Origin of the sequence: Shewanella sp. NIFS-20-20, from assembly GCF_019209865.1 — a bacterium.
Lineage (GTDB): Bacteria > Pseudomonadota > Gammaproteobacteria > Enterobacterales > Shewanellaceae > Shewanella.
The window spans coordinates 100,240-127,166 of the sequence record NZ_JAHUTT010000004.1 but is presented as its reverse complement, the minus strand read 5'-3'; the positions used below and the strand labels follow the sequence as shown (position 1 = coordinate 127,166).

The following is a 26,927-nucleotide window of genomic DNA, read 5'->3' as shown; positions in this document are numbered from 1 at the left end:
AGAGCCGACTAAGATTAGTGTGCCGATGAAACAGAAACGCTGCATGATGAGCCCCGCCTTCTTGGAGCAAGTCCTTGTGGCCGGATTTACATCAGCGCCTAAATCTTAACCATTCATGCGGACGCCCTGCTAGCCCTACCAACTCATTGATTGTTAATCACTCTCATAGCGCAAAATGTCGCTTGGAGAACATTCTAGTACTCGACAAAGTTCATTCAAGGTTGAAAAACGAATGGCTTTGGCTTTGCCAGTTTTTAAAATTGAAAGGTTCTGAGGGGTTATCCCGACCATTTCAGATAAATCATTCAACTTCAACTTTCTTTTTGCAATCATGACATCCAAGTCAACTACAATGGCCATTTATATCACCAGATCCTGTTCTAATTTCAAATCAAGCGCTTCTTGAAATATATTGGCAACGATATAAATCAATATTCCAATCAATAACAAAAAAAACTCATCTTCAGAAATAGAGAATACAATTAACACTCGCTCATGATTAGGGAGAGCACTGAGCGCCAATGAAATTACAAGCGGGTACAACACTAAAAAACATACCCAACTCAATAATATCACCCCCAGAATTTTAAATTTCCTTACGGTATTATGAGTAAAAATTTCATTTTGTTTAAAGCAACCAAACAATTGCCATAAAATTAAAATAACCACCTGCTGAAATACAAATTTAAATGGTGCAAAAAACCAAAAACTCTCCCAACCATGTTGCTGTAAAATCATTGAATAATCACCCCAAATACCATCAATCGAACGATTGAAAAACATCGCTAAAGAATCTAGTTCGAGGTTGTTTTGGTAAGCCATTGTCGAGTGAGAAACCCCCAATAAAAACATGATTAAATTCAATAAAAACAACAGCAATAATACCGCTTGGATCAGAGCCGATTTTTGAGATATTCCGTTCATGGCGCCCGCAAAAAGAGAAATATAATGGCAACAATCTAGCAACACACATCATGTCTTGCAATGTTTTTTTATCGATAAACATTAAAAAAATATCGAATAACATTCTTGGATGTTGTCCATCGCATCAGCAAATATCATCATCCTTTTGACCCGATTAACATTTTTTCTATTTTCGTGATTAAGATCTCAACAGTCGACCAAGGTTAGCGCTAATTTAGCAACGGATACAACCAGCATTATATTGTGGGAATGGAGATAAATGCGCTATATAACAGCGATTTGGAAAGAACTGGTGTTCATAACGTTCATCGTTTCGCTCGCCGCGATACTCATCTGGCTCGCGGCTTAGAGGTCTGGTTTTGCTCTGTGAGTTGCAGGTAATTAAATATCTCAGCCGCGATGGCGGCAATCGCTTGATTACGTTGCGCCATTGAGGCGTCAGTCTGGTGCAGATAAATACTGATAAAAATGGGTTCCTTAGCGGTTTGCCAGATCATGGCGTTAATTCCCCTTGCACCATAGCCCCCAGCGCCGCTGCGATCAGCAATATGCCAGCCTTGGGGCAGTGCCGCTCGCAACAGGGCATGAGCGACTTGATTTGCCGCCAACCACGCGGTTAATTGCTGCTGAGCTTGCACAGTTAATATTTGATCTTGTAATAAATGCTGCCAAGTATTCACCATTGCATGTGCGGTGGTTGTGTCACGCAGATCATGCGGGCGTCCCTGATTGACCTCAGGCTCTCGGCGGTCGAGGCGAGTCACCGGATCTCCAATAGTCACTAAAAACTCGGTTAATGCCCCCGGGCCGCCAATCGCATCAAGCACGATATTGGCCGCGGTATTATCGCTGCTGCGTAACGTGATCTCACAGGCTTGCGCTGGGCTCATATAAGTGCCCACCAAAGCTTGAGTCTCGGGTGAATAGGGAACAAGCTGCTCAGCGGTAATCAACACCTTTGCCGCACTAGCTAATCGGCCTTGTTCACTATCATGCAGCAGTTTGGCACAGGCCAACATTTTAAAGGTACTGGCCATCGGAAAACGCTGGTGATCTTGAAAGCCCCAATAAGCTTTATTGGGCTGCAATATTGCAACCCCAATCCGCCCCTGAAGTGTGGACTGCCACGCCTCGATACTCTCTTGAAGCGCTGTGACACTGCTGCTAGCCCGCGGGGAGCAAAGCAATAGTAGTATCCAGGCCATGCTCACAGCCAATGGTTTCATTTCATCCACCTTTTATGGGTTAGCTAATCAAATACACCTGATATAACAATTCATTAATTTGTTTTTCTGATTTAATTCATCGGTGGTTGACTACACTTGAAGCATACCAAGGAGAGTTTATGTCTGATATCTACAGTGCCACCTTTATTTTCAGTAAGAAAGAATATGATCAATCTTTCTTTGATTTAGACAGCAGAATCGTGGCGATCGCTAGCCAAACCCCAGGTTACATAGGCTGTGATCATGTTGAAGATATCCAGCAAAATCGCTTGATCAATATTTATTACTGGCAAGGACGAGACGGTCTAGAGCAACTGGTGCATCACCCCATCCACCGCCAAGCGAAAGCCCAATACCAACAATGGTTGGATAACTATCAGGTGATCATCGCCAAAGTTGAACAGGTTTATCAAAGCCAAGATCATCAACATCCATTGACCCCATTTACGACAACATTGGGTCCTCGCTGAAGCGACAATTCTTAGGCTTAAGGCGGCTGCTGAAACCGCAGCAATGACTTTTGCAGTGTGGTGACATCACTGACGCACATAATAGCCAAGATCACCACAAGCACCCCGGCGATAACCGCAGAGCTCACAACATTGCCCGTAAGCCGCCACCGTTCACGAAACTGTTCGCAAAATCATGGCAATGCTAGACGGCCCATGACTTTTCGCTTATTCTTTGGCTGTTTAACCAAATTCAAGTCAACTTTCCCATGCTACAACTGATCCTGTCAGTTGTGTTTCTGTTTTTGTAAAAGAAGAAACACTTATTTCAGGATCCCCGATGCACAGTTCCGCGACAAGCCCAATTCAACCACGACCCATACTGTCGGCATTACCACAAAAAACCGCCTTAGTCAGTTTGGCGTGCCTCATGGCAACCACCTCAGTGGGCCCTGGATTTCTCACGCAAACCACAGTGTTTACCAGTATCTATCAGATGGAGATGGCATTTCCAATCTTAGCATCAGTATTGCTTACCTTTATTATCGTAATGAACCTATGGCGAGTCGTCGGCGTGTCGGGCTTACGTATTCAAGATATTGCCAATTGTGTCGCGCCGGGGCTTGGCTATGGCATTGGTGGTTTGCTGGCGTTAGGTGCGGTGGCGTTTAACTTTGGTAATATCAGTGGTTCCGCCATGGGGATCCAGGTGCTGACTGGCATAGATACATTTTGGGGCACATTGATCACGGGCGCGCTGGGTTGCCTGCTGTTTATCGCTCATCATGCCGCCAAGCACATGGATAGAATGGCTCGCTATTTAGGTATGCTGATGATAGTGCTCATCGCCTATGTTGCCCTAACAACGCAAGCCCCTATTGTCCCGACAATGATCGCTGCTGTTTCCCCTAACGATTTTAGTCACTTGTTTTTACCCACCTTAACCATCGTCGGTGGCGCTGTCGGCGGTTACTACACCGGCGCACAACGCATGGTGGACTTAGGCTTCAAAGGCAGCGCCGCCATTGGTGCTATCCGCCAAGCTGCATGGATGGGAATTGGCATTGCTGTGACGATTCGGGTGTTATTGTTTTTGGCCGTCTTGGGCGTTATCGTCAAGGGCGTGAGCTTGGATATGCGCAATCCGGCTGCCGATGCTTTTTTACAAGGTGCGGGTCAACTGGGCTATCACATTTTCGGGCTGGTGTTATTTGTTGCCGCCATTACTTCGGTGGTGGGCAATTCGTATATGGCCATTTCATTAATTAAAACCTTAATCCCTGCCATTGCCCGCCACGAGCGCCAGTATTGCTTGGGCTTTATCGTACTCACCACCGTAGCAACCCTGGCGGTTGATTTACCCCTATTGCTGCTAATGTTGGCCGGATTAATCAATAGCCTTATCCTGCCCATCGTATTAGCGGTAATTTTGCTGGCCAGTAACCGCAAAGACATTATTGGCGATTATCAACACCCCAAATATTTGACCCTGTTGGGCTACTTGGTCGTTGCCATCATGGCTCTGGGCTCGTTGTATTCAGTCTCTGGCTTTGTGCAACAATTTGTTGGATAAACATTCAACCACATCATTGACAAGCATCCGCTAGCAAGTAAAGATGATTACACCGCCCCACTGCGTCATCGCACTGGGGCGGTAGCTTTTTTATGCTTGTTAACTACCTCGTATTGTATTGATTACAAGGATTGTCATGTCTGCCCCAGGGAGTCTCCCCAAAACCGTTCCGTTCGCCTTTGTTATCGGCATCATTGTCTGGTCAACAACCCCGCTTGGTATTGTCTGGAGCAGTGAGCACGTGCACCCAACCATGGCGGTGCTATTGCGTATGCTTATTGCTCTAGTATTGGGGGCATTGTTACTGTTAGTGCTGCGGATCCGACTACCGTTGCATGGCCAAGCACAGCGCCTTTATGCTTATTCCACCATTGGCATTGTGGGGGGCATGCTGCTGAGCTACTTTGCCGCACGCTATTTACCCTCTGGCACCATGTCATTGATTTTTGGGCTTTCACCACTTATGTCGGGATTACTGTCGCAATGGATCTTAAAAGAGGCAGGCTTTGGGCCATTAAAACTCATGGCTTTTTTTATTGCCTTTCTAGGCCTCGGGCTGGTCTGTTTCGACAACTTTGCCAACCAAGCCGGTAGCCTGATTGGCGTAGGCCTGATCCTAACGGCGATGAGCCTGTTTAGCTTAAGTGGCGTGCTGATTAAAACCATTACGGTGAATATACATCCTCTCGCCACCACCGTGGGGTCATTAGCGTTTTCAATGCCATTTTTTATGCTAACTGCCTGGCTATTTGATGCCAACATGCCAGTGCTTGATATCAATAACCGCTCTTTGTGGGCCATTGTTTACTTGGGGATATTTGGCTCCTTGGTGGGGTTTATCGCTTATTTTTATATCTTGCAGTACTTACCTGCGAGCACAGTGACCTTAGTCACGCTGATCACCCCAATTTTTGCATTAATGCTTGGCAGCCTGCTTAATCACGAACCCCTGAGCCAACAGCTGGTAATGGGCGCCGCCTTGGTGGTGATTGGTTTGGGCTTATTTCAATTTGGCCATCTACTGACCAAGCGCTGGCGCGCATCGCCCTTATAACTACGCCCGCGAGTTGCGGGCGTAGTTATGGTTGTTCAGGCCGTTACGGCGGCCATTAGAACTGATAATTCACACTGACATTCAGGTAGCGGCCAGGCTGGGTGTAATCTTCATAATCCACCCCCATGGAGGACATCAGGAAGGCGGACTGACCGGCAACATCCGCGTAATCCACATACTCTTTGTCGAAGATATTGTAGACACCGGCACGCAAGTTCCACGCTTGATTGATCCGCAAACCAAAGGTCAAATCAACGACCGCATAACCTGAGGTGTTATACACTTCGTTGAAGCTTTCTTTAGGAATACAAATACCCATCATACAAATATCGGTTTCAGCTAAATCGATATCGAAGGTGCGATTCATGTGATCGGCGAAACGGACTACCCCTCCAAATTGAGCTTCCATACCGGCGATATCTTGGTACCAGTTAACCCCTACATTGCCTTTCAGCGGGCTGACACTGTTAAGGTGTTGGCCATTCTCATCAGTACCATGGGTATAAGAGATGTTACCCCACAGTTCCACTTCATCAGTGAGCCAATGGTTAATTTGCGCTTCGGCGCCATACAGGTTCACTTCATCGCGGTTATAGTATTGATATTTGAACTCCATCGGCATTCCCGGTTTGAAGCTCAAATATTGCCAATCGATAAAGTCTTTGGCCAAGGTGTAGAAGGTGGTTAGCTCATAGCTGGTATCGACATGACTGCCACGCACGCCAATTTCCCAAGTATGTGACTGCTCAGATTCCAAATCGTAGTTGGCGTCAATAAAGACGTTGGTCATACCGCCAGCATCCACTTCAAGCTCGCCCCACTTTTGATCTGGGGTTGGCATCTTGTAGCCATAGGCATATTGACCATAGACGCTGACAGCGTCAGACAACTGATAGACAAGGCCCAGCTTAGGCGACCAGAAGTTATCACTCATGGTCTGGAAGTCGGCCGCATCTTTACCAGCCTCTACAGCTTGCTGCTGATCGGGTGTGTTACGGAAATAATCGTAGCGTAAACCGGCAATCAGGTTTAAATCCCCATTTAGCAGGGTGACATCATCCTGAACAAATACCCCTAAACGTTGACTATCTGTGTCGGCAAAGGTAAATGGATTGCTGACTTTACCTGTTCTCACGTTTTCAACAGCGCGATGACGGCTCATGGTCGAAAACTCATAATCGAGACCATAAGTGATCTGGTGGCCATAATTGGCGCTGCCAACATACTTGCTAAAGGTCGAATTTAAGCCGATACGTTGATCTTCAAAGTGATAATCACGCTGTTCACCAAGGCTATATTCAACTGGACGGAATTTCGTGCCGGTGTCGAACATGTCGCGGTGTTCAAGTTGCTCAGTTTGACCAAAGTAGGCCGTCACTGTCAGGGTATCGTGCATGGCCGTTGGCTTGCGGGACACCAATTGCAGCGCGCCATTCATCACCTCGGTATCGCGCACAGTATCGACGCCTTCATCGAGAGCGCCAGCCTTATCAAACTCATATTCCCAGCGCTTTAGGGTTTGCTCGAGATAATCCAAGGTTAACTGGACTGAGGTGTAATCATTAAAGTGGTATTTGCTCTTAAACAGCACACTGTCCTGTACTAGGTCACTGTCTGGCTGAGTGTCAAAATAGTTTGGCAGTTCTTCGCCTTTACGGTGCTGATAACTTAGTAAATTTTCAAAGTCACCGTAAGCGGCTGCGCTGGTAAAACCGGCCGTGTATTCATCGTTAATGCCGGCGTAACCCGCATTGATGGCCACATAGTAGTCTTCACCTAACAGGTAATCAGAGGCATCTTTAGTGCGCATGACGACCACGCCGCCCAACGCGTCCGAGCCGTACATGGTGGACGCTGCCGCTTTGACGACTTCAACTTGCTTTAAGCTTTGCACTTCGGTTAAACCACGACCGGTACCCTCAGCGCCTGGGCCTAATGGCGAGGCATACTGGTTATTGACCCGCACGCCATCTTTCACCATCATCACGCGGTTGCCGCCGATACCACGAATGGTGACCGCGGTTGATTTACCGGCGCCACCTTTAACAGCAATCGCCGACTGATTGCGGAACAAGCTGCCAAAATCATTGCTCATGTTGTTATTGATTTCATTTTCATCGATAACCAAGATGGAGCCGGCCACTTGCTCAATTTGCTGCTCCATCCGCGAGCCTGACACCACGATGACTTCTTGCACTTGACGGGATGGTGACGCCTCATGAGCGCCATCGCTAGATGACGTCGAATTGGCAGCATGAGCTTGCGAACTTAAAGTATGAGCGATAGCCAAGGCTAGGATGCTCAACGGCAACTTATTCATGAGAAGGATACCCGCAAATTGTTAATGAAAATTATTCTTAATTAATGCGGGTATTGTATTGAGTTAATCTTTTGGGAACTTTTAGCTGGATCGCTTTTTTACACTAAAAATTGCTTCACCCTCCGCACTTGGTCACTATTTAACCTAAGCCTACATTAGCGCTTACTGACATTGGCACGCCAAGCCATCTCGGCCCAACGCACCACTAACAGCGTGATGACGGCCAGCAAGCCGCCCACTAAGGTTGAACCCAGTACATCCTGCGGCCAATGTAAGCCTAATAGCATGCGGCTAAGCCCCATTAATAACGCCCAAGCACTTAATATCAATGGCAGCACCGCCGCCCCTGAAGCCACCAGATAAAAGCTGGCGATCAGCGCAAACGACACGGCAAACTGAGTATGGCCCGAGGGAAACGAGTAACCCACTTCTTGCTGCCACTGTTGGGCGATTCTCGCGGACATTGGCAGCTGCTGTTGATGAGTTGCAATGGCCTCGGCCATCATGACACGGCGCTGCGCTTGGGGTTGTTGATAAAAATATGTGGCATCTAATGCTTGGCGCTCTGCCAGCCAAGTGATGTCGGGACGGTGCTCTTTAAAATGCAGCTTTAACTGCTGATTGAGCATCAAGCCGACCCCCTGACTCAAGGTCACGGCCAGCAACAGCGACAACCACACTTGCCGCGTCATCCGCCGCGCGCAATAGGCTAACACCAGTAATATGGTGGCCACGCCATAAGGAGTGGTTCCCGACCACGTGACCCAATACAAGCCTTGCGCTAGGCTCGAGGTTAAATCTAGCAAGGGGAACATTTGCGTCTGTTGCCACATTAAACCCAAAGGCATTAACAACAATAGCCCCCATATCACGGCGATATAGCGCCACGCTAAGCCTTGATAGTTATCGCCTGTTTTCATCGTAGATTTCCATAGAGCCATGCTGGCATCATGCTAAACAATGCGCAGCGCTAGCGGCCTGCGCGGCGGGTTTGCCGATTCACGTCAAGCAAGAGTGTAGCCAATATTTCCTCGTCGCGGCACTGGCTTAAGATGACATTTACTTCATGATGTCATGATTTTGCGCGGCCCGTTTCAACAAAGGTTGGCACAATGACAGCGGCAGATTAGAATGAGCGCAAATTCACTGAACACGAGAATACCCATGCCGCATTTCCGTTGTCGCGCCATGACACCTGCGCAAGTACAGGCGTTATCTACTCCTCTGGTTGATGCATTAGCCGAACTAATGAATAGCCCTCGCGCTCATTTCACCATAGAACATATTCCGGCGACCTTCTTTGTGGATGGCCAAGTGAGTCCGGCCTACCCATTTGTCGAAGTGCTCTATTTTGACCGTGGCCAAGAAGTGCAAAATGACATTGCCAAGCGCGTGACCCAATTAGTCCGCGATGCCATGGCTAAGCCAGAGCAAGATGTGGCGGTGATTTTCACCACCCTAACCCCAAGCGACTACTATGACAACGGTGCCCATTACGGCTAAGCCTAAGGTCATCATCCCCATTCGGGCGTCGGCCCGAGTGGGTTAATCGGTGGTGGAACTCGCCGCCAATAACCCATCAATAAAACACTTCACTCTCGACGCCATATGCTGGCGCGCCGGATACACTAAAAACATCCGCACCGGTGCGACGTCATAGTCCTCAAATAATCTCACCAAAGCCCCCGACGCTAGTTCGCTCTCTAAATCCATAGCGGGTAGCCTGATAATACCTTCGCCATCAAGACACAAGGCCAACTGCATGGCCGGACTATTGGTCATGACTTTGGGGTTGACGCGAATATGCAAATCCTCACCTGCTGGGGAGCGATATTGCCAAGCCTGCGGATCTTTTAAATAGCGATAACAAATGCATTTATGGCGACTCAGCTCTGTGGGGCTACTTGGGGTGCCTGCCCGAGCTAAATACGCCGGTGATGCTAAGGTCAGGAGCTCTGACACCAGTAGCGGCCGACTAATGAGGCTCGAGTCAGCCAGCTGCATGGCTCCGCGAATCGCCACATCAACCCCCTCTGCTACCAAGTCGACTTTGCGGTCATTGAGATCTAACACGAGTTCAACCTTAGGATAGCGGGCCATAAACGCCACTAATAACGGCCGTAAATAACCTAAACCAAAGTTAACCGGGCAAGAGACCGTGAGCTTGCCGCTGATCTGTTGTTGGCGTCCTTGCAGCATATCCAAGGTGTTTTTAGCATCATCAATAATTTGCTGACAACTCAGGTAATAGGCTTCGCCATCTGGCGTTAAGTTTAACGTTCGGGTCGTCCGATGCAATAGCCTCAACCCAAGCCTTTGCTCTAATCGATTAATTTCTTTACTGATATACGAGGTTGAATGGCCACTGCGCTGCGCCGCTCCGGTGAAGCTGCCCGCACTCACCACTTGGGTGAATAACACCATGCCATCGAGAAGTTTGGGATCAATTATCGACATCGCCGCCACCATTAATAGTCATATGGAAACAATCTATCATCTGATTAACTATTAATCATTGTTTGGATATAAATTAAGCTAGACTCTGGTGTGTATCTTCATCCATTTACTCAAGGAATTGCTCATGAAAATTATTGCCTTCGGTGCCAGTACCAGTCGTCACTCGATTAATAAACAATTGGCTAATTATGCCGCCAATTTGGTGGCCGGGGCTGAGGTTGAAGTCCTCGAACTTAATGATTTTGAACTGCCATTATTTAGCGAAGATAAAGAAAAAGAGTTAGGTCAACCCGATGCAGCCAAGGCGTTCTATGCCAAACTCGGCAGTTGCGATGCCATCGTGGTTTCTTTTGCAGAGCATAATGGCAGCTACAGTGCGGCCTACAAGAATTTATTTGATTGGACTTCGCGGATTGATATGAAGGTGTTTCAATCTAAGCCTATGGTGCTATTAGCCACCTCGCCAGGCCCTGGCGGCGCCGCGAGCGTGTTGGCCGCTGCCGTGAACTCCATGCCTTATTTTGGTGGCGACATTAAAGCGCAGCTATCATTACCCGCCTTCTACGATAACTTTGATGTCGGCAGTGGCCAAATTATTGCCCCCGAGTGGCAAGATAAAGTTAAGGCCGCAATGGCGCAATTGGCCTAGGCGCTTGTCGCCTTCAGCACCGAGGCGTGCCTCCGCGCCTCGGCTCCTAATCATGGCCACTGCGCCCCGCCATGCTTGGCGAAGCCGCCCCACTCAGATTTGCCTGCTCAATATAGGCCATCAGGTCCCCACAGCCATGCGGCCCCGCGCATACCTGAGGCTGCGCCATGGCGGTTTTTCACCACTGGGGTGGCACACTCCCGCCCCAACACATACTGGGGCAATAGCAATGGCAAACGCTGGTAGATAGTGTCGATATTCGAGAGTCCGCCGCCCAATACTAGGACGTCGGGATCTAAGGTATTAATCACATGCGCTAACGCGCGGGCTAAGCGATCAATAAATCGCGCAAAGGCGGCCGTGGCAAACGGATCCCCCTCGGACATCAGTTGCATCAACTCAGGCACTGAGGCCGCATCACCGCCGGCCTGATGGTAATCCCTCAAAAAACCGGTGCCAGACACAAAGGTTTCAATACAATCTCGGTTGCCACAAAAACAGTCGGTAGTGTTAAATTCATCGGCGCGCATCCAAGGCAGCGGGTTATGTCCCCATTCACCGCCAATGCCATTGCCGCCTTGATGCACTTGTTGAGCAATCGCCACCCCCGCGCCGCAGCCCGTCCCCAGAATGACACCAAACACCAGATGTTTGCCGGCGCCGGCACCATCGACGGCCTCTGAGACGGCAAAACAATTGGCATCATTGGCAATCCGCACAGGTCGTTGCAATAACTTGGCTAAATCGCTATCCATCGGATGGCCATTTAGCCAAGTGGCGTTAGCATTTTTTACCCGTTGAGTGATCGGTGACAAGATGCCGGGAATACCGATGCCGACACTGGCCTGTTGCCCAAGAAACGCTTCGGTCTCATTCACCAATTCGACAATGATCGCCAAGGTTTCGCCATAGGTGAACGGTGTGGGAGTTTGCTTGCGAAACACCTCGGTGCCACTGGCGTCCATGGCGACCAATGCGATCTTAGTGCCGCCTAAATCAATGCCTATTCTATACATAAAAAATCCTTATTTTCTCTATTATCAGTCACTCACACCAACGCCTCGGCGGCCGACACCGCCTGATGTCAGCCGGCTCATGGGCGCCAACTAGTCTTGGGGTTGCGATGGGGTATTGATGGCAGGTTTAGGAGCGCCTATCACTAAGCGGGCCTGCGGACTTTGGCTAGCGCACCCTCGAGCGTCACTGAGCGCGGGCTGGCATTGATATACCCGCACATAATCTATGCTCAGCACTTGCGGAAACACGGCACTGTCGACTCCGGTGTCATTAACCGTTCCCGCCCAGCCTCCGCCGACCGCTAAATTGAGCAATAAATGGAATGGGTGATTAAAGGGGGCATGATTGCCGTGTTCTTGCCATTGCCCCGCCTCATCGACCGCTTGGCTATACCAAGTCGCAGAGGTTTGGGTAGCGTAATGAATATTATCGACATACCAGCGGATCTCTGTGGCCTCCCACTCGATGGCGTACACATGAAAATCCGCTGCGGGTGATTGCTCATTGGCGAGGCGATAGCCAGTGCCAGCGTAAACATTTTCCGGAAATTCGCGCCCATAATGGAGGGTGCCATGAACCCGAGTTTCAAGCTCACCAGCAGGGGCGCTGGGGCGGTCACTGTTGGCGCCAAGGTTAACTGCCTCCATAATGTCAATTTCGCCCGACGCCGGCCAACTGCCGTAGCGATTGTTGGTTGGTAGCATCCAAATCGCCGGCCAAGTCCCCTGACCTTGCGGCAATTTAGCGCGGATCTCAAACCGGCCATAGGTCCACTGCGCTAAATGTTTGGTGCGTAACCGCGCCGAGGTGTAAGGCTTTAGCACCGAGGTGTCATTGATGTCATAGCCCGGTTGATCATCTTGCTGAGCAGGGCCACGAAAATCTTCTTTGCGGGCGACAATATGCAATACGCCATTGTCGATATAAGCATTCTCGCTGCGCGGGGTATAGCACTGCTGCTCATTATTACCGCCACCCCAACAATTCACTTCAAATTGCCATTTATTGCCATCAAGCACATCAAACTCATCGTGCCAAACTTGTTGCCAACCGGCCGGCGCGGATAGCGATTCCCCTTGATTATCCGCTTGGCAAATCATCGGTAAAACACTGGCACCAGTGACCAGACAGCTGGCCAACAAAACAGTCGATTTAATCACAACGAACATCCCCTTTGGGTTGTTGTGGCTGCCAGCGAATATTGGCTAATTCAATAATCCAGTCGCCACTTGAGCCGAGTTGAAGAGGAATAAATACCTGCGACAATTGCTCACTACTTAGGCCAAAACAGCCTAAATCTACCGTGAGCGTTTGCCATTGCCCGAGCGCCAGAGTGTCCAGCGACACAGACGTCGTTTTAAGGCAATCATCACCGCAGCCTATGCCTAAGATTAACGGTGCCGTCGGCGCGCGAGGCAGACGAACATCCATCATGATCTGCGCCGAGGCGTGCTGGTAATCCCGCAAATCCAGCGGAAAATCCGCTTGGAATCGCACCAAAGCCTGTGGCTGTTTAAAATGAATACGCCGGGCATCTTGTTGAATCGATTTATCAATGTCGCGAATACTGACACTGGCTAAATCAAGCTGAGCCGTCCGTAGTTGCTGCATGTCTAGCTTGTCACCCAGCCATAATTGCCACGGCGCCTTAACGACACCATCGAGGATCGCCAAGCGCCCCTGCTCCTGCTGTTGCTGCAACGTTTCTTCGCTCAGCACTGGCAACTCGGTGGCGTCAGCAAAGGTTAAGCCATAGCCGAGCTCAAATAAGGGCTTGTCGGTGCTTGAAGGCGTTGGCGATGCCGGCCAACTAAAGCTTAAGCGGCCGCCAATCTCATGGCGTTTTTTGGCATCACTAGCGGTAAATAGTACGTCGGCAACCCCCGCCCCTTCGCTGCCCGGCAACCACGCTACGACAAACGCATCGGAGGCATTAATTTCAGGATTTACCCACAAAGGCCTGCCGGTGATAAATACCGATACCACCGCAATCCCTTGTTCCTGCAAGGACTTCAACAAGGCTAAGTCGCGTTTATTCCCCCGCTGATATTCAAGGTTGGCTAAGTCGCCATTGCCCTCGGCATAAGGGTTTTCACCAAAGACCACGATGGCCACATCGGGTTTGCGCCCCTGCCATTGACCTAAAGCAGACAAGATCACTTCGCCTCCGGCTTGTGTCACTTGCTCGGCAATTCCCGCATAGATGGAGGTCGCGCCTGGAAAATCAGCATTGAGGGTATCAGTCCCCTGCCAAGTAACACTCCAGCCGCCGGCTTGCTTGCCAATATTATCCGCACCATCACCGGCAACCAACACCCGCGAGCGCGGTGATAGCGGCAAGACATTGCGATTATTTTTCAAGAGTACCAGCGACTCTCGCACCGCTTGCCGGGCAATGGCTCGATGGTCTTGATGGCCAATTAATGACTGTTGCCCAGCCAGCGGTCGCTTGGCAGGCGACGGCTTATCAAATAATCCGGCCCGAATTTTTACCCGTAACATCCGACGCACGGCATCATCTAGGCGCGCCTTACCAATCCGTCCATCACGGGCTTGGGCGACGGTGTTATGGTAAAGCGCCTTCCAGGCGTCAGTCGGCACCATAAAGACATCTAAGCCGGCATTAATGGCATCAGGGCATGAATCTATGGTGCAGTTGGGCAGTTGTCCATGACCGTTCCAATCCCCCACTAAGACACCATCAAAGCCCATTCGGTGCTTGAGTACTTCTGTCATTAGGTAATGATTGCCATGATTTTTTTCCCCCCACCAACTGGAAAACGACATCATGATGGTTTGCACGCCCGCGCCAATGGCAGCGACATAGCCTTGGCCATGAAGCGCAATTAAATCAGGCTCTGACAAGCGAGTGTCGCCTTGATCATCGCCAAGCCAGGTGCCACCATCGCCAATAAAATGCTTGGCGGTCGCCACGGTATGGGCGGCGGATAACCAATCCTGATTGAGCGAACCTTGCATCCCCTCAACAAAAGCCGCTGAAAACGCACTCACTAGCTGCGGATCTTGCCCATAAGCTTCATAGGTGCGGCCCCAACGTGGATCGCTCGCGCGGGCGACTGTCGGCGCAAACACCCAATCAATGCCGGTGGCGGCCACCTCTTTGGCGGTCGCCGCGGCAATCGAGGCGATTAACTCTTTGTTCGCGGTGGCGCCAAGGCCAATGTTGTGGGGAAATAGAGTCGCACCTAACACATTATTATGACCATGGACGGCATCCGTCCCCCACAGCGGCGGGATTGCAATGCCATCGGCTGAGCTATCCATCGCGGCTTGATACAAGGATTCGGCTAAATTGACCCAATCTTGCACCTTGGCTTCTTTGTTATTATCAGGGTACGCGCCGCCGCCATTTAGGTAGGAGCCAAAGCCATATTGGCGCATATCTTCAATGCTAAAATCACGGATCTCAGGCTGAATGATTTGCGCCACTTTCTGTTCAATGCTCATCTGCGCCAATAACGTCTCAATGCGCTGCTCTGTGGCTTGGTCAAAGGCAAAGGGCGATATACCCTTGGGCCAGCGTGTCAAACTTCTTGACATATCACTGTCCTCATTGGTGAGCAAAGTGCCGGTTTGAGTCGTGTTAAGCTCAGCTTGACTGACGGCCGCTACACTCTGGCTGCCATTCAAGCTCAAGACCAACACTAAGCTGGTTGTCATCAACACCTTGTCGCATTTCATGACAGGGCACCGCTTTTAGGTCGAAATTGGCTGCCTTTAAATCCAAAAAAGACAATGTAGACATAGCAGCATAAAGGTAAGATAAAGCCGGCTTGCAAGCCCAAGTAATCCGCCAAAACCCCTTGCAGCAATGGCACGATGGCACCACCAACAATGGCCAAACATAACACCCCGGAGCCATGGCTGGTGCTGGCCCCCAAATCACGGATCCCAAGGCTGAAAATGGTAGGAAACATAATCGAGTTACATAATCCAACCGCCACCAAGGCCCACACGGCCACATAACCGTCGGTAGTCATGGCGATGGCCACCAGCACCGCAGCCGCAATGCCATGGCAACCCAATACGTTACTGGCGGGGATGTATTTCATCACCCAAGCGCCGATAAATCGCCCCACCATGGCGCCGCCAAAATACCAAGCGATATAACTCGAGGCCTGCGCTTGATTTAAGTTGGCAATATGGGGTTCCATCATAAAGCTAATTAAAAAACTACCTATGCCCACTTCAGCGCCCACGTAGGCAAAAATACCGACAGCCCCTAATTTAAGTTGTGGGTAATGCCATGCTTTTTCGACTGGTTTTTTGCCTGGCACCACATCCACAATGGCGGGAAGGTGTAATTTATAAAACAAGAGCGCCAACGCCGCTAAGAGCAGCATCAAGCCCAAATATGGCAATTGCACTTCAGTGCCACTGACGGCTTGCGCCGCGTGATTATCGATGGCTTCAGAAAAAATTAGCCAACCACCTATCAGCGGGGCAACGGTGGTGCCAAGTGAGTTAAAGGCTTGGGTCAAGGTTAATCTCGCCGAGGAGGTGGCCGCCGGCCCCAAGATACTCACATAAGGATTGGCGGCGACCTGTAGCACGGTGATCCCGGAAGCTAAAATAAAAAAAGCGAGTAAAAACAGCCAATATGACTCGATACTCGCTGATGGGTAGAACAGTCCGCACCCCAGGGACGCTACCAATAAACCGATAACAATGCCTTTTTGGTAGCCCAGTCGCGCCACCAATGCCCCGGCGGGTAATGACACCACAAAGTAGGCACTAAAGAAGCAAAATTGCACCAACATCGCTTTGGTATAACTCAGCTCAAACATATCTTTCAGGTAGGGGATCAAGATGTCATTCATGGCGGTAATGAAGCCCCACATGAAAAACAATGAGCTTAACGCCACCAGTACAAAACTCATTGGCCGCTGCTGAGCATGACCACCGGTCTGACTTGAGTCGAGATCAGGTATTGCCGCCATGAAAATTTCTCCGCCTGTCTGTGAACAAATATTGACCTTTGCTATCCAAAACACTAAATTGGTGTAAGCGCTTTCATTTTTAACATTCATTTAACCGTTGTCAACCCGTATCACTGAGTTAACTGAGTGATGCTGACAACCTAAGCATGATGTCCGACATAATCAACGATTTGATAGAGATAAGTATTAGTGAACAATATCAATAAAATAGACATCCCGAGCACCTCAAGAATTCGTCATCGAGATTTTATTTTTGGAGTAGCCACTGCAGCGTTCCAAATCGAAGGCGATGTTAACAACCGCTTGCCCTGCATCTGGGACACTTTTTGCCGTATTCCGGGCAAGATCAGCGATCACTCCAATGGCCACATCGCCTGCAATCATATTGAATACTGGCAACAAGATATCGAACTCATTAGTTCGCTTGGGGTTAACGCCTATCGTTTCTCGATCTCATGGGGACGGGTAATGACAGCGTCAGGTCAGATAAACCCGCAGGGATTAGCATTTTATCGACAGCTCATTGACGCACTTAATCGCAAAGGAATTAAAGCCTTTGTTACCCTTTATCACTGGGATTTGCCGCAATATCTAGAGGATAAAGGCGGCTGGCTCAACCGTGAAACCGCGTATCATTTCCGCGATTATGCCGATGCCATTAGTCGTGAGCTCGGCGACAGCGTGTATGCTTACACCACGTTAAACGAGCCCTTTTGCAGTGCCCATTTAGGCTACGAAACCGGCGTTCATGCGCCGGGAAAAATCGGCCAAGCCCACGGCCGCCAAGCGGCTCATCATTTATTACTGGCCCATGGGTTGGCTATGCCGGTACTGCGTAAAAATGCCCCCAACAGTCAACACGGCATCGTCGTGAATATTGCCCCGTGCGATCCCCTTACCCAATTCACTGACGATATACGGGCCGCCAAATTGGCAGATGATTATCTCAACCACTGGTATATCTCACCGCTATTAAAAGGCACCTATCCAGACTCTTTTTCACAACTGCCCTCCAATGCTCGCCCCCATATTGAAGACGGCGACATGGCCATTATTCAGGCCCCGCTTGATTACTTTGGCATTAATTACTACACCCGCAATGTGGTCTGTAGTAATGGTCGCCGCGGCTTTGAAGGCTTTGAGATCGTGCCCCCCAAAAAAGTGGCGATGTCATTGACGGCCATGGGCTGGGAAGTCACGCCGATTTCACTCACTAAGATGCTGCTGACATTGGCCATGGAATACGACTTGCCACCGATATATATCACCGAAAATGGCGCCGCTTATGATGACCAAATCATTGATGATGAAATCAACGATATGCAACGGGTCGAATACTATAAACAGCATTTAAGCGCGCTGGATCGCGCCATCAACGCTGGGGTCAATGTTCAAGGCTATTTTGCTTGGAGCTTGATGGACAATTTCGAATGGGCCGAAGGCTATCAAAAACGCTTCGGTCTTTGTTATGTCGATTACACCACCTTAGTTCGTACACCTAAGCGCAGTGCATTGACAATAAAACACTTCCTAGAACAAAAAACGGACGCAATCCGATAATACAGGGGAATGACATGGTTTCGACAAAAGAAAAAATAGCGTATGGGCTGGGAGATACCGCCAGCAATATTATCTTCCAAACAGTGATGCTGTTTTTAACCTATTTTTATACCAATATTTTTGGTATTTCTCCGGCGTATGTCGGCACCATGTTTCTTGCGGTCAGGCTGATTGATGCGATAACCGATCCGTTAATGGGCTGGCTGTCTGATCAAACTCGCACCCGCTTTGGTCGATTCCGCCCGTATTTACTCTGGTTTGCGCTCCCATTTGGCATCATTAGCGTGCTCACCTTTACCACCCCAGATTTATCTGAATCAGGAAAACTGATTTACGCTTTTGTTACCTACACGCTGCTAATGATGGTGTATACCGCCATTAATATTCCTTATTGTGCCTTAGGCGGGGTGTTAACTACCGATCCCGATGAACGGGTTTCGGTACAATCTTATCGCTTTGTGTTCGCCATGTTAGGCGGCTTGTTAGTCAGTAGTCTCACCTTGCCCTTGGTCGACTATTTCGGCCAAGGTGATAAGGCGCAGGGCTATCAATACACCATCTTAGCCATGAGCATATTAGGGGTTTGCTTCTTTTTGATATGTTTTATGGGCACCCGTGAACGTGACACCCCAAATACCCGCGAAAAACTCAACTTTAGCGCCGATCTCAAGGCACTGTTAAAAAATGATCAGTGGCGAATTTTATGTGTAGCCGCCACCTTTTTGCTCACTGGCTTGGTCTTGCGCACTACGATTGCCATCTACTATGTGCAATATTACCTAGGGGTTGAGGATATGATCACATATTTCATTACCTTAGGCATGATTGGCAATATCTTAGGCTGCGCCACCGCCCAGCCATTGGCCAAGCATGTTTGCAAAGTCAAAGCCTACATTACCTTACAATGGATCAGCGCGACCTTGTGCGTCTTGTCGTATTTTATTGCTCCCGACAATCTCACCTTGGCCTTTGGCGCCTACTTTGTGTGGAATTACTTCACCAATATGGGCTCGCCGCTATTGTGGGCGAAAATGGCAGACACCATAGATTACGGACACTGGAAAACTGGGGTTCGTATCACTGGCATGCTGTACTCGTCCATCATCTTTTTTATCAAGTTGGGGCTGGCACTCGGCGGCGCTTTCGCCGGTTGGCTGTTGGCGGCCTATGGCTATCAAGCGGACAGCGTACCGACCGAACAAACATTGCAAGGGATACTCTTGTCATTCACCCTCTACCCCGCCATTGCCGCTATTGTGGTTGCCTTTGTCATGAGGAAATATACACTAAACCGCAAAAAAGTCGGCGAAGTCAGCTTGGCATTAAAAAACCTGACACCGAATCATTAAAGGATCTAAGGTAATGGCGACGATTTATGATGTTTCGCTACTGGCCGGAGTGTCATTAGCGACTGTCTCTAGGGTTGTAAATAACAATGCTAAAGTCAGTGAAAACACTCGCAAAAAAGTGCATCAAGCGATGCAACAGTTGGGCTATCGGCCAAATAATATTGCACAATCGTTGGCCTCGAATCGCTCCAATAGCATCGGTGTATTAATGTCGCAGCTCGATGGGCCATTTTATGGCCCCATGATGCGACAAATTGAAACCGTGCTACGCAGCGCGAACAAACACGCCATTTTTGCCGCCGGTCATAGTGATGCCAGCCTCGAACAAGATGCTATCGACTTTCTACTGAACCGAGGCTGTGACGCACTGATCATCGATGCTGATGCCCTCGATGATGAGACCTTAGTCGCGTTAAGCCAACAGAAAACCCCCTTGGTAGTGATTAACCGTTTAGTGCCGGCACTCAAAGCGCAATGTGTCCATCTCGACAATGTCCAAGGTGGCTACTTGGCGACCCGTCATGTATTAGAGCACGGCCATCGCCAATTAGCCTTTATCACGGGGCCGCGAGAAAAGCTCGATGCGCGCGATCGACTCATGGGCTATAAAATTGCGCTGGCCGAATTTGATGTACATTTTAATGAAGAGCTATGCCAAGAAAGTGATTATCACGAAGAGGGTGGCTATCTCGCCATGCTAGAGCTGCTAAAGGCTGACAAATCTTTTACCTGCGTGGTTTGTGCCAACGATCAAATGGCTTCGGGTGCGATTGCGGCCTGTTTAGAGCAAGGCTTGCAGGTGCCTGCGGATATCTCGTTTATTGGTTTTGATAACATCCCCTTCCCTCGCTATATTTCTCCCAAATTAACCACCATCAGCAACCCCATTGAAGCCATGGGGCTGGCAGCAGCAACGTGGATCCTCAAGCAAACCTATGCGGATGTTCCCCCTTGCGCCCCGCCGATGTTCAAGCCGGAGTTAATCGAGAGAGAGTCAATAAAATCATTGCCGAGCCGTTAACTCCCAACTGAGCTACCAACGGTAGCTAAGCTCTAACTCCCACTCACTCATCTGTACTTTGATGAGTTGATTCAAACTGGCTACCGCCGGATTCAATCCCGATAATGAATGGCGCAGCGCATACATCAAGGCCACACTCCACTCATGGTGACGGTTAATTAATTAAATCTAATGTGTCGGTTTATTTCCCAATTAACAACAAAAAATCGTGCGTATTTTACGCACTTTTTTTTATTTTTTGCTGTTGGCTGCACCACACAGTGCCATTTTTTTCATCGGCGATGCTATAGCCCTAGCAAACGATATAGCCGCTCTTCGCCACCGAATCGCGGTCTTCATCACAAGCGATGCCGCGCGCCTAACATCCTATGGCCGTTAGCCAAAAAAAAGCTCAGATCATAGACCTGAGCGAATCACGACAACGTCAGCCTGAATCAGGCTTAGAACCTAAAGCGAGCTCCAAGCAAATAACGAGACCCATATTGACGAGCAAATAGAAATTGCTCTTCAAAGCGGCCATAACCTTGCTCGGTTTCATTGTTGAGGTTAATGCCTTCAAGGAATACCGTGAGGTTGTCATTAACATCATAGTTAATGCTGGCATCAAGTTGACCAAAATCCTTAAAGAATTGTGGCGGCGCATCGGCTGAACCTTGAGATTGCCCGACCCCAATCAGATAATCATCACGCCAGGCATAGGTGGCCTTAACTGACAGCCCGTCTTTTTCATAAAAGAGTTGGAAGTTAGCAGAATCCCCTAACCCTTCTAAAGGTTGCTGCTGCAACAGACTGTAGGAGTCAAATTTGACGTCACCATTTACTAAGGTGCCGTTCAGCCCGACTCCAAAGCCTGATTCACCAAACAAATGCTGAATGGCCAACTCAATCCCTTCGACCGATTTTTTATCGCTATTCACCGGAGAGGTGACATCCCAAACAATCAAGGGATCGGTCGCTAATGGCGCAATTTGACCTTCGGCATTACCATAACCATTGGCAATCATTTGATCATAAATGGCATTCTCTGACACTGGCGTGCCAGCGGCTTCTAACTGAGTTATCGCCTCTAAGTATCGCGGGCTGTTATATACATCGGTTAAGCCATCAATGGTCACTTGGCTTATCTGTCTTGACACAAAGTTATCAACGTCTTTGTGGAACAGGCCTATCGAAGCATAACTGCCTTCAGCGTAATAATACTCAAACGAGAGATCTAAGTTGACCGACTCCAGTGGTAATAATCCAGGATTACCTAACGAGCCGGTGCGAGCCCCAATTTTAGGGCTGCCACTTAAACTACGGCCGGCGACCAAATCCCCCAGTAATGGGCGGGCTAAGGTTTTACTGGCCGAGAAGCGCACAATCACGTCTTCTAACACTTCGGCATTAATATCAAACATCGGCAACCAGACATCGTACTCACCGGTTTGCGTTAAGAAGTTTTCATTGCCGCCAGCAGCGTACTGAGTCACCCACTCAGTGGCACTGACCCAAACCACTTGCTGCTCAACCCTTTGCTTTACGGTACTGGTGACATCGGTGCTTTCATAACGCAAGCCAAGATTCACATTGACTGGGATATCCCCAAGATCAAATCCCCATTGCGAGGTAATAAAGAACGCATAAGTTTGTTCTTCGACAAAGTTGGAACTATCAACGCCATCAAAGTAGGGATCCACTGAGTAGTAGTTATCCCCAGCGACATTTTCAGTGAGATAGGCCAATTGACGCGAAACAGCCTCATCAAAGTCATAACTGTAAAAATAGGCCGGTAATAATGCCCCATCGACCACGGCATCGAGCAGACCCGCGGTACTTTCACGGGTAAACATGGCATCGGGGAATATTTCCGGATAGGCAGGATTAAATCCAGGCCCACCACGCAAGCCACTCCACGCGGTAGTGCCCGTCATGGTTTGCTTAGTATAAGAACCGCCAAATTCAATGGTATACAGGCTTGGCAGTGAGCTAAAATCCGGCACCCATTGCGCATCGATGCGACCTTGTTGAATTTTAGACTCGCCGGGAGAATGAATAAACTGGCTAAAGTTAGAATCAATTTCCCCAGGGCTCAGCTCGGTGGTGCCGTTATTCCAATTAATCGTGGCATTGGGCACATTACCATTGCGGTAATCATAGATTTTAGAACGCAATTGATCCGAACCTAAGATCACCTGACCGGCACTCTTCAGCCCTTTATCTGCGCCATTATCGATAGCATTAGATGAGTCATGATAATCAAACACAAAGGCCCAATCGTCATTGGCTTGCCATTCCACATTTAAGCCAATAGATTCGGCTTTCACTTCGGTGGTACTACGATTGGCCGTAAACGAACCATCGCCGCCACGAATATCGGTATACAGCGCTGAACCATTGTCATCAAACTCATAACCAATTAATGGTGAGCCATCGGTTGAGGAGTTCCAAATCCCCCAACCAAAACCATCAACACCGGTAATGGCGCGAGTGTAGACATAATCGGCAGTAAAAATCAGATCATCAATCGGCTCATACTGCAAAGTGACCATGGCATTAGTCCGCTCACGCTGGACATCGTTGACACTGTAGTTCATGTCGCGCGGGACAAAAAATGGGGCGGAAGTATTAGGATTGCCATCGGCATCTTGGCCAGTAAAGCGATGAATTAAATTACCTTCGGCATCCCTGGGGCGAGCATCAATGCCCTTACCCGCGGCTAAACTAGGCAATTTGCTGTTATCCGTTTGTGCAATCCAGCCCTGAACATTGGCCGCCTCTTGGCGAAAGTCGCGCTCTTGATGCGAGGCCGTGACCATAAATCCAAATCTGTCATCTAAGAAGGTATTACTGTATAAGCCAGAGACTTCAGGGGTGATATCGTCACCTTTAACATTCGACTCGTCATACATGCCTTTAGCAGAAATATTTACCGTTTGTCCCGGTGCATCAAGCGGCTGACGCGTCTCAATATTAATGGTTGCCCCTAAACCACCGGTGGGCATATCGGCGCGCCCAGTCTTAATGACCTCCAAGGTTTGCACTGCTTCTGAGGACAAATTTTCAAGGTTATACGAGCGGGTATAACCTGTGCCCGGCATTTGCCGACCATTAAGCATGATCAAATTATATTGCGGGCCAAAGCCACGTACTGTGATTTCACTGCCTTCACCGTTAGAGCGACTGACGGTGACCCCGGTGATCCGCTGCAATGATTCCGCTAAGTTAGTGTCAGGGAACTTCCCCATTTCCTCGGCGGAAATGGCGTCTACGACCCCTGCTGAGCCGCGTTTTAGATCCATCGAACGCGATAAACTGCCCTTAATACCTCGAACCTCAATTACTTCAATATTATTGTCTTGATTTTGTTCAACGCCTTCCTCGGCCCCGGCCAGAGGAAAACAACCAAGACCTAAGACCAGCGCCACAGAGGCTGTCAAAGGGTTGATTCTAAATTGCTGTTTTTGCATAGCTGCCTCGAATTATTTTGTATGTTAAGTGTGAGCTTAAGGCTTGGGTAGCCATTAAGGCGTACCCACTATTGCGTTATCAACTCGAAAGAGCGCGCCATCACCAGTGCCCCATGCGGGGAAAATCATAATCACATCAATGGCGCTGGTATCTAAGCCGGCATCAGCCAAGGTTTGCAGTGGGAAGGTGTAGGTCTGCCACTGCCCAGTGGTCGGTGCGACCCCTTCGTTACTAGCGGTAAGCGGAAGCTCAACGGCCGTGGCCGCATCACCCGATTCAATCTTAAACAGCCAAGTAGAGCTACTATCGATAGGTGCATTAACCACTTTCAACTCAAACCGCACGACCCCTGTGGCCACGTCACTGGCGGCATCATGGTAAACACCATCATCGGCAAAAAAGCCCAGTACGGTTGGTTGCCCACCCACGCTGTATTCAGCCACTGCGCCATACTCAGCATCATCAGTGACGGCCATCGGCGTGGTGCCACCGCAACAATCCCAAAGTGACCATTGTGGGGCGACTGTGTCGGCAAATACTGTCAGCACGTTCGCAGGCTCATTCGGGCTTGTCGCCCCAGGTTTGTGGATTTTGACGTTATCTACGCGATAAACCGCACCTTCACCTTGACCCCAGGCGGGGAACATCATCAATACATCAATTGCGGATACATCCAATCCAGCATCGGCCAATGTTTGCATAGGGAAAGTAAAGGTTTGCCATTGAATGCTAGGTACTTGCCCTTCCGTCGAGTTCGCCAAATTAACTTCAACTGCAGTGGCGCCGTTATCTGACTCGACTTTAAATAACCAGGGAGTAGCGGGATCTGAAGGACCATTAACAATCTTCAGGTCAAACTGGACAACCCCGCCGTCTAACAAGGCGCTGGCATCAAATGGCATGTTGCTGCCGCCAAACTCACTGCGATTGATATAGCCCATCACAGTGGGAGACGCGCCAATACTAAATTGTGAAACCACACCATGGTCGGCATCATCAGAGACAGTTTCTGGCGTTGAGCCGCCACAGCAATCCCACATGGGCCAATTAGGGTTAACATCATCTTCAAACACCACTAATTGCGGCAGTGCGCCATCAGGCTGAGCAATCGTGACCTCATCGACAAGGTATTCTGCGCCGCTGCCAAGTCCCCAGCTTGGAAATATCATCACAACGTCAATAGCAGACAAATCTAAGCCCGCATCCGCCAAGGTTTGCAATGAAAAGGTATAGGTTTGCCATTGGCCCACTGCTGGTGCCACCCCTTCAGCACTGGTGGTGATTGGCACTTCAACCGCGGTTGTGCCTTCATTGCTTTCCAGCTTGACCAGCCATAGGGCGTCTGAATTACTCGGCGCCGTGACTAATTTCATTGCGAAACTCAATGTGCCATTAGCAATCAAGGGGGAAGCGTCAAACGGTGACGGTGTACCGTTAGGATCTGTGATAAAACTTTGACGAGTAATAAAGCCATTAACCGTAGGTGAATCACCGACGACAAAACGATAGACCGAGCCTTTGTCGGCATCATCTACCAGCGTTGGCGTCGAACCACCACAGCAATCCCAAGCAGGCCAGTTCGGGTTAGGCGTGCCATCAAAAATGGTTAGATTACGCGCGACACCATCAGACGGTGGAATGGGCGCAGGCGCCTTGCCTTCGACCAGCGCATCATCGAGTTGATCGTAGCCTGGGCGCACAGTCTCACAGCCTTTGCCTGTGTCCGGGTTAGCTTCACATTCAAACACCCTGACATAATCAATCTGATACGGGTTGCTTTCATTGAATGCGCTCGCATCTATGCCAGTTTCATTGACCGATTCAGGCCAATTGCCACCCACAGCGAAATTGAGAATGATATGAAAGTCTTGATCAAAGGGCTCATCCCCCCACACCACATTTTTTTGCCCGGTAGATTGGTCGAAAAACTCAGTGAACCAGCCTTTATGAGCTAAGCCAACGCCTTCGCCTTTGGCGTTAAAACGGACTTCGGAGCGACGTTGAGTCGCATACAAGTAATCATCGACATACCAACGAATTTCACCTTGCTGCCATTCGATAGCATAGGTGTGAAAATCATCGGCAGGGTTGACACCATCGGGCAACAAATAGGCTTTACCCGATTGTTCATTGGCGGGGGATTCACGGCCATAATGGAGGGTGCCATACACATAAGATTCAGGGTTGCCGTCGGCATTTGCTGCCTTTAAATTAACGGATTCAATGATGTCAATTTCACCCGACTTTGGCCAAATGCCGTAGACATTATCGGTAGGCAATAACCAAAAGGCTGGCCAACTGCCTTGACCACTCGGTAATTTAGCGCGCATTTCAAAACGGCCATAAGTAAAATCCGCTTTGTCTTTGGTGGTAAGCCGCGCCGAGGTATAAGGTTTTTCTGCTCCCGAGGCGGCAGGTAGCGCCACAATATTAAGCATGCCGTCGGCTAAAAATGAGTTCTCAGGGGCATCGGTATAACATTGCTTTTCTTGATTGCCCCCCCCAGCACAATTGACTTCGTGGTTCCATTTATTCGCATCAATACTGGTGTCATCAAACTCATCATTCCAAACCATCACCCACCCAGGACTGGGCGCCGCCTCAGGTGATGGGGTGATCGTTGTTGACGTATTACTATTACCACCGCAGCCGCTAATGGCCAGCGTCACCAGTCCAGCAGATAACCATTTGAGCCTACTCGCACTTTTATTCATTGTTAGAGCCTCAACTTTCTCAAAATATTTCGCATTGATAGGCGAATCCCATCAGTTTGAAAGCGCTTACATTTTTCGTTGATTAAAAAGCGCCATAAAAAATGTAAGCGCTTACCTAAGGATTAACCTAATGGACGCTTGCGTAAAAATCAACCACAAATAACACATTAATTTAACATTTAGGCAATAAATGCTAGTAATTC

20 protein-coding genes are annotated in these 26,927 nt (G+C 49.2%); 8 read left to right on the top strand and 12 right to left on the bottom strand.

Going from position 1 to position 26,927, the window contains the following annotated elements; all coding sequences use genetic code 11:
* Positions 1-153: 153 nt before the first annotated feature.
* From KU855_RS02470 to bla, 3 genes are all read right to left on the bottom strand, one after another.
* A complete protein-coding gene (locus tag KU855_RS02470; RefSeq protein WP_218528770.1) occupies positions 154-360 on the bottom strand; it encodes a helix-turn-helix transcriptional regulator in 207 nt (68 codons plus the stop codon).
* On the bottom strand, positions 361-924 hold the full coding sequence (locus KU855_RS02465) for a DUF2975 domain-containing protein (protein WP_218528769.1): 564 nt from the start codon (positions 922-924) through the stop codon (positions 361-363).
* A 329-nt stretch (positions 925-1,253) separates the two neighbouring features.
* Positions 1,254-2,150: a class A beta-lactamase gene (bla, locus tag KU855_RS02460; RefSeq protein ID WP_218528768.1), complete on the bottom strand. Its 897-nt coding sequence runs from the start codon at positions 2,148-2,150 to the stop codon at positions 1,254-1,256.
* A gap of 119 nt (positions 2,151-2,269) precedes the next feature.
* On the opposite strand from bla, the gene KU855_RS02455 reads away from it, so the two are divergent.
* The 3 genes from KU855_RS02455 (at position 2,270) to KU855_RS02445 (ending at position 5,226) form a co-directional block, all read left to right on the top strand.
* Entirely contained in the window at positions 2,270-2,620 is a 351-nt protein-coding gene (locus KU855_RS02455) for an antibiotic biosynthesis monooxygenase (protein ID WP_218528767.1), read from the top strand.
* A gap of 409 nt (positions 2,621-3,029) precedes the next feature.
* Positions 3,030-4,172 carry an NRAMP family divalent metal transporter gene (locus KU855_RS02450; protein ID WP_256260835.1) on the top strand — a complete coding sequence of 381 codons (1,143 nt, stop codon included), beginning with the start codon at positions 3,030-3,032 and terminating at the stop codon, positions 4,170-4,172.
* 136 nt (positions 4,173-4,308) lie between these two features.
* A complete protein-coding gene (locus tag KU855_RS02445) occupies positions 4,309-5,226 on the top strand; it encodes a DMT family transporter (RefSeq protein WP_218528765.1) in 918 nt (305 codons plus the stop codon).
* A gap of 55 nt (positions 5,227-5,281) precedes the next feature.
* Here the strand turns inward: KU855_RS02445 and KU855_RS02440 are convergent, their stop codons facing one another.
* Together KU855_RS02440 and KU855_RS02435 are read right to left on the bottom strand one after the other, a co-directional pair.
* The gene (locus KU855_RS02440; protein WP_218528764.1) at positions 5,282-7,546 is read right to left on the bottom strand and encodes a TonB-dependent hemoglobin/transferrin/lactoferrin family receptor; all 2,265 of its coding nucleotides are present in this window, start codon (positions 7,544-7,546) and stop codon (positions 5,282-5,284) included.
* Between the two features lie 155 nt (positions 7,547-7,701).
* Positions 7,702-8,466 carry a phosphatase PAP2 family protein gene (locus tag KU855_RS02435; RefSeq protein WP_218528763.1) on the bottom strand — a complete coding sequence of 255 codons (765 nt, stop codon included), beginning with the start codon at positions 8,464-8,466 and terminating at the stop codon, positions 7,702-7,704.
* 244 nt (positions 8,467-8,710) lie between these two features.
* Between KU855_RS02435 and KU855_RS02430 the strand changes: the two genes are divergently transcribed.
* Positions 8,711-9,049 (top strand): DUF1904 family protein, encoded by a 339-nt coding sequence (locus KU855_RS02430; protein WP_218528762.1) that lies wholly within the window; start codon positions 8,711-8,713, stop codon positions 9,047-9,049.
* Between the two features lie 42 nt (positions 9,050-9,091).
* On the opposite strand, the gene KU855_RS02425 is transcribed toward KU855_RS02430, so the two are convergent.
* Positions 9,092-10,003, bottom strand: coding sequence for a LysR family transcriptional regulator (locus tag KU855_RS02425; RefSeq protein WP_218528761.1), 912 nt, complete (start codon positions 10,001-10,003; stop codon positions 9,092-9,094).
* Between the two features lie 124 nt (positions 10,004-10,127).
* Here KU855_RS02425 and KU855_RS02420 point away from each other — a divergent pair, with 124 nt between their 5' ends.
* Complete coding sequence (locus KU855_RS02420; RefSeq protein ID WP_218528760.1) at positions 10,128-10,652, top strand: NADPH-dependent FMN reductase; 525 nt, start codon at positions 10,128-10,130, stop codon at positions 10,650-10,652.
* Positions 10,653-10,759: 107 nt separating this feature from the next.
* Here KU855_RS02420 and mak read toward each other — a convergent pair whose 3' ends face one another.
* From mak to KU855_RS02400, 4 genes are all read right to left on the bottom strand, one after another.
* Complete coding sequence (gene mak / locus KU855_RS02415; RefSeq protein ID WP_218528759.1) at positions 10,760-11,668, bottom strand: fructokinase; 909 nt, start codon at positions 11,666-11,668, stop codon at positions 10,760-10,762.
* Between the two features lie 90 nt (positions 11,669-11,758).
* The gene (locus KU855_RS02410; RefSeq protein WP_218528758.1) at positions 11,759-12,838 is read right to left on the bottom strand and encodes a glycoside hydrolase family 16 protein; all 1,080 of its coding nucleotides are present in this window, start codon (positions 12,836-12,838) and stop codon (positions 11,759-11,761) included.
* Positions 12,822-15,350 carry an exo 1,3/1,4-beta-D-glucan glucohydrolase gene (locus KU855_RS02405; protein ID WP_256260834.1) on the bottom strand — a complete coding sequence of 843 codons (2,529 nt, stop codon included), beginning with the start codon at positions 15,348-15,350 and terminating at the stop codon, positions 12,822-12,824. Before KU855_RS02405 ends, KU855_RS02410 begins: the two co-directional genes overlap by 17 nt.
* A gap of 17 nt (positions 15,351-15,367) precedes the next feature.
* Positions 15,368-16,570: a sugar MFS transporter gene (locus KU855_RS02400; protein ID WP_256260839.1), complete on the bottom strand. Its 1,203-nt coding sequence runs from the start codon at positions 16,568-16,570 to the stop codon at positions 15,368-15,370.
* A gap of 258 nt (positions 16,571-16,828) precedes the next feature.
* Between KU855_RS02400 and KU855_RS02395 the strand changes: the two genes are divergently transcribed.
* Genes KU855_RS02395 through KU855_RS02385 form a run of 3 tightly spaced genes read left to right on the top strand, consistent with a single transcriptional unit; the run spans position 16,829 to position 20,560 of the window.
* On the top strand, positions 16,829-18,190 hold the full coding sequence (locus KU855_RS02395; protein WP_218528775.1) for a GH1 family beta-glucosidase: 1,362 nt from the start codon (positions 16,829-16,831) through the stop codon (positions 18,188-18,190).
* Positions 18,191-18,204: 14 nt separating this feature from the next.
* A complete protein-coding gene (locus KU855_RS02390; RefSeq protein WP_218528755.1) occupies positions 18,205-19,539 on the top strand; it encodes a glycoside-pentoside-hexuronide (GPH):cation symporter in 1,335 nt (444 codons plus the stop codon).
* A 13-nt stretch (positions 19,540-19,552) separates the two neighbouring features.
* Complete coding sequence (locus KU855_RS02385; RefSeq protein WP_218528754.1) at positions 19,553-20,560, top strand: LacI family DNA-binding transcriptional regulator; 1,008 nt, start codon at positions 19,553-19,555, stop codon at positions 20,558-20,560.
* A gap of 440 nt (positions 20,561-21,000) precedes the next feature.
* Here the strand turns inward: KU855_RS02385 and KU855_RS02380 are convergent, their stop codons facing one another.
* On the bottom strand, positions 21,001-24,009 hold the full coding sequence (locus tag KU855_RS02380; protein ID WP_218528753.1) for a TonB-dependent receptor: 3,009 nt from the start codon (positions 24,007-24,009) through the stop codon (positions 21,001-21,003).
* Between the two features lie 54 nt (positions 24,010-24,063).
* Positions 24,064-26,724, bottom strand: a complete 2,661-nt coding sequence (locus tag KU855_RS02375; protein WP_218528752.1) for a glycoside hydrolase family 16 protein — start codon at positions 26,722-26,724, stop codon at positions 24,064-24,066.
* Positions 26,725-26,927: the final 203 nt, after the last annotated feature.

Bases quoted from the DNA above. Each gene is read 5' to 3' on its own strand.
- KU855_RS02470 (WP_218528770.1), bottom strand. From the start codon at position 360: ATGGCCATTGTAGTTGACTTGGATGTCATGATTGCAAAAAGAAAGTTG.
- KU855_RS02465 (WP_218528769.1), bottom strand. From the start codon at position 924: ATGAACGGAATATCTCAAAAATCGGCTCTGATCCAAGCGGTATTATTG.
- bla (WP_218528768.1), bottom strand. From the start codon at position 2,150: ATGAAACCATTGGCTGTGAGCATGGCCTGGATACTACTATTGCTTTGC.
- KU855_RS02455 (WP_218528767.1), top strand. From the start codon at position 2,270: ATGTCTGATATCTACAGTGCCACCTTTATTTTCAGTAAGAAAGAATAT.
- KU855_RS02450 (WP_256260835.1), top strand. From the start codon at position 3,030: ATGGCAACCACCTCAGTGGGCCCTGGATTTCTCACGCAAACCACAGTG.
- KU855_RS02445 (WP_218528765.1), top strand. From the start codon at position 4,309: ATGTCTGCCCCAGGGAGTCTCCCCAAAACCGTTCCGTTCGCCTTTGTT.
- KU855_RS02440 (WP_218528764.1), bottom strand. From the start codon at position 7,546: ATGAATAAGTTGCCGTTGAGCATCCTAGCCTTGGCTATCGCTCATACT.
- KU855_RS02435 (WP_218528763.1), bottom strand. From the start codon at position 8,466: ATGAAAACAGGCGATAACTATCAAGGCTTAGCGTGGCGCTATATCGCC.
- KU855_RS02430 (WP_218528762.1), top strand. From the start codon at position 8,711: ATGCCGCATTTCCGTTGTCGCGCCATGACACCTGCGCAAGTACAGGCG.
- KU855_RS02425 (WP_218528761.1), bottom strand. From the start codon at position 10,003: ATGTCGATAATTGATCCCAAACTTCTCGATGGCATGGTGTTATTCACC.
- KU855_RS02420 (WP_218528760.1), top strand. From the start codon at position 10,128: ATGAAAATTATTGCCTTCGGTGCCAGTACCAGTCGTCACTCGATTAAT.
- mak (WP_218528759.1), bottom strand. From the start codon at position 11,668: ATGTATAGAATAGGCATTGATTTAGGCGGCACTAAGATCGCATTGGTC.
- KU855_RS02410 (WP_218528758.1), bottom strand. From the start codon at position 12,838: ATGTTCGTTGTGATTAAATCGACTGTTTTGTTGGCCAGCTGTCTGGTC.
- KU855_RS02405 (WP_256260834.1), bottom strand. From the start codon at position 15,350: ATGACAACCAGCTTAGTGTTGGTCTTGAGCTTGAATGGCAGCCAGAGT.
- KU855_RS02400 (WP_256260839.1), bottom strand. From the start codon at position 16,570: ATGAGTTTTGTACTGGTGGCGTTAAGCTCATTGTTTTTCATGTGGGGC.
- KU855_RS02390 (WP_218528755.1), top strand. From the start codon at position 18,205: ATGGTTTCGACAAAAGAAAAAATAGCGTATGGGCTGGGAGATACCGCC.
- KU855_RS02385 (WP_218528754.1), top strand. From the start codon at position 19,553: ATGGCGACGATTTATGATGTTTCGCTACTGGCCGGAGTGTCATTAGCG.
- KU855_RS02380 (WP_218528753.1), bottom strand. From the start codon at position 24,009: ATGCAAAAACAGCAATTTAGAATCAACCCTTTGACAGCCTCTGTGGCG.
- KU855_RS02375 (WP_218528752.1), bottom strand. From the start codon at position 26,724: ATGAATAAAAGTGCGAGTAGGCTCAAATGGTTATCTGCTGGACTGGTG.